The organism is Ruminiclostridium hungatei, assembly GCF_002051585.1.
GTDB classification, from domain to species: Bacteria; Bacillota; Clostridia; order Acetivibrionales; family DSM-1351; genus Ruminiclostridium; species Ruminiclostridium hungatei.
The window spans coordinates 1-3,149 of sequence record NZ_MZGX01000052.1 but is presented as its reverse complement, the minus strand read 5'-3'; the positions used below and the strand labels follow the sequence as shown (position 1 = coordinate 3,149).

The 3,149-nt window shown below is 42.3% G+C and carries 2 protein-coding genes and 1 pseudogene; all 3 read right to left on the bottom strand.

Features of this window, described 5'->3' with window-relative positions:
• A pseudogene (locus CLHUN_RS21340) lies at window positions 1–919 on the bottom strand (S8 family serine peptidase); the annotation flags it as partial.
• Between the two features lie 642 nt (window positions 920–1,561).
• On the bottom strand, window positions 1,562–2,221 hold the full coding sequence (locus CLHUN_RS21330) for a DUF2625 domain-containing protein (RefSeq protein WP_080066700.1): 660 nt from the start codon (window positions 2,219–2,221) through the stop codon (window positions 1,562–1,564).
• Window positions 2,222–2,253: 32 nt separating this feature from the next.
• Window positions 2,254–3,149, bottom strand: an 896-nt coding sequence (locus tag CLHUN_RS21325; RefSeq protein WP_117387097.1) for a NucA/NucB deoxyribonuclease domain-containing protein, incomplete at its 5' end; no start/stop codon positions are given.

Below are 3,149 nucleotides of genomic sequence, written 5' to 3'. Positions count from 1 at the left end.
TTCCCTTGACCGTTCCGTCCTCTCCCAGCAATGCTGTCACATCCCCATGCCCGTTGTACATATAATTCATTGTATCACTGCCTGCGGTTCTTGTCAGGAGATTTATTCCATATATGTTTCTGGCTGTCTGGCTGCCTGTTCCGTCTGTCTCCAGGATTACCCTGTCCACTTCATACAGGTAGTTTGTCCTTTGCCCGTTTTCTGTTTTTGCAGTCCTGTAGCCCTCTCCATTGTATGAATAGCTTATGGTCTGGCTGCCTGCTGTGGTTTTGGCAAGCTGGTTCCACACATCATACTGGTAATACGTAGCCTCGCTGCTTATGCTGCTCCGCCCTGCAATACTCAGGCTGAAGCTTCCTGTCACCTCCGGGTCTGCCGGCTTCACCGTTTCCTTCACTTTTGATATGGTGTTGCCGTTGCTGTCATAGCTGTATCTTTCGGTTACGGTTTCTCTTCCGCTCTGCTGTACCGTGGATATCAGCCTGTTTTGCTCGTTATATGTATAGCTTGTGGTTATCGAGCTTATGGCCGGACACGTTGTCACTACTGCTGCCAGCGCTGTCTCCGTAAGCCTGTTTCCCGCCTTGTCAAAGGTATAGCTGGTTGTCCTGCCATTGGGTTCCGTTACCTTTTCCAGCCTGTTCAGGCTGTCATACTCGTAGCTTGTTACTCCCTTTGCATCTGTCTTGGAAGTCTGGTTGTGGGCCCCGTCATAGGTATAGCTGTAGCTGTCCAGGCTGCTGCCGTCGGCCTTTTTGTTCACCAGGGTCTTGTTCAGGCCGTCACCGTAATAGGTGTATTCTTCCTTTGCCCCGTCCCCATAGGTTACGCTCCTTCTGCTGCCGTCGGCATAATATTCATAGGTAGTGGCTTTCCCCTCTGCAATTACTTTATACAGTCTGCCTGCCTTGTCATACACCTTTTCTGTCAGGTTGCCCTTGGGGTCCCTGGTGGTTCAGAGCGCAGTCCGCCGCCTTCGTCACCGTCATATGTGAATACCGTTGTTCCGAGGCTTGGGACCTTCTTGGTCAAGAAGGGATTTACCATGAACTTGGGTGGTTCTGCGTATTCGGCATATAGACTAAGTCAATACGAAAATCCACCTCCAAATAAGCTCACTACCGTCAACAATTCCCCTACCCTTGTGTGGCGATGTGTTAACTCTGTTTCCGATTTTTAATCGGCTATAGGTACAAATACTTTTGCAATAACTCAAAAGGTATTTAAGGTCAATTTCACAATTTGACGCCTGCTCGTTTCTGCATTTCTTAGAACAAATTGCACTGAACCCCCTATTGATTTTGGTTCAGGATAAAGGCACGCAATCGCAAGCGCCCCCCTGCCGAAGCAAAACCGCTGGCAATGCCAGCGGTTTTAAAGAATTCATATAGGTGGTCAGATTTACCATTCGTCTGTCGGATTTGTGGCTGGGAAAACCGATCTTCCCCTGTATTTAGAGATTTGGGAGGTGCACAAATGGGTACACTAGTATACTTTTGTATCATGGTGGTTACTATTATCAATTTTTGATGCATTGCTATTTGCATCAAAACTATATATCCTACAAAATAGAACTGTTCTGAATAGTCAAATTCCAAATCTCTTCTATTGGCACAATAGACTTAGACCGTTTTTCAACACTATCCTCTTTAGTCCATAGGAAAGGATAAAAAAGCATGCATTGGTCACCACTGATACTCGAAACTTCTTTTTCCCATTTTTCCCAGCGAAAAGTTTTGTAAAATTGAAACACATCTCCAGTAAAAGCCCAATTTAAAAAGTTTGTATAGGGCATGTTTAAGCTTTCCCACTTTAGTGTCTCAGGTGCTAAATAATATACATCTCCTAATTTACCTTCAAATGCGCCACCATTAAGCGCAAAGAAGCCCCCCAAAATATCATCCGCAATTAACATTGCGCCATCTAATCTTGTACATTTACTATTTATGTCCATTTTATTCCAAGATGACAAACTTCTTTCCATATTGTCATTGCCTGCTCCAAGAAACCGAAGCCATCTATTGTCAAATAGGATTCCTCCTGTTTTATAAGCAATTGCTCCCAGAGGTGACTTAGTCGTAATTTGAAGGTTCACTAACTCTTTTTCTGCTCGACTCTTGTTTACTTCAAGAATCTCAATAGGCTTGTTGGCTTTAGAAATCCATTGTTCTATAATCACCCAAGCTGAGTCATCTGATAATAATTCATTTATTGATTTCATTTCATATCACTCCTCGTTTTGTAACTTTATAATCAAGGTAACACAAACCTAAAAACAGGTATTCTAAATTTTGGCAAACTGAATTTTGGTAAGCTTACTTCTGGCAATTGCCCTCCGGGAAATGGACTACTTATTACATATGGATTATTAAAGTCTGTATTAACTGGTATATACTTCCCATCCCACTGCGTATAGCCTAAAATTGCGCCACTATCATCAATCACCACACTTTTTGATATTCCAATTCTACCCTGTTCGTCCATATACTGTACTCTACCACCACCTCCGCCAGTTCCACCTGGTTTCATATCGTTCTTATCATCATCGTCTTCGATATCAACCGTATCAACTACCTCAAATTTAACTCTAGTTCCATTCGGATAATTTTTTAGCTTCCTTCCCACATAAGAGCCACTACCTCTATTATCTGATGGATCTATTGGCCTTACATCTGCACCTTTACCACCTTCCTTGAACATAGCCTGTGGATACTCATCTCGGTCTAATCCAGGAACAACTTGATAATCTTTTAAAGATGCCGTCCGGTTAGCACTCGCACCTTCACGGTTTATTGTTAAAGTATCTGGCTGCCCCCATCTTATAGCATCCTCAATATGCTTTGCAGAGTCTGGATATCTATCTCTAGGTATTCTAAGAATAATATCATATCCCTTATCGTTAGCTACTGTACCTAATAAAACAGATACACTTGGAATTCCACTATTCCCGGTCCCCTTATTTATAGTGCTATTTGCTTTATTTGCACTACTCACACTCGTAAGACTATGGGTGTACTTATAGTAATTATTGGTTTGCACTGAAAGGTTTGTTTGGACTACAGTATATGACCCATTTTTTACTGTTTGGGTAGCAGATATTTTATCATTAGTAACAGTTGTATTAATGGATACAACTACATTTGAATTTT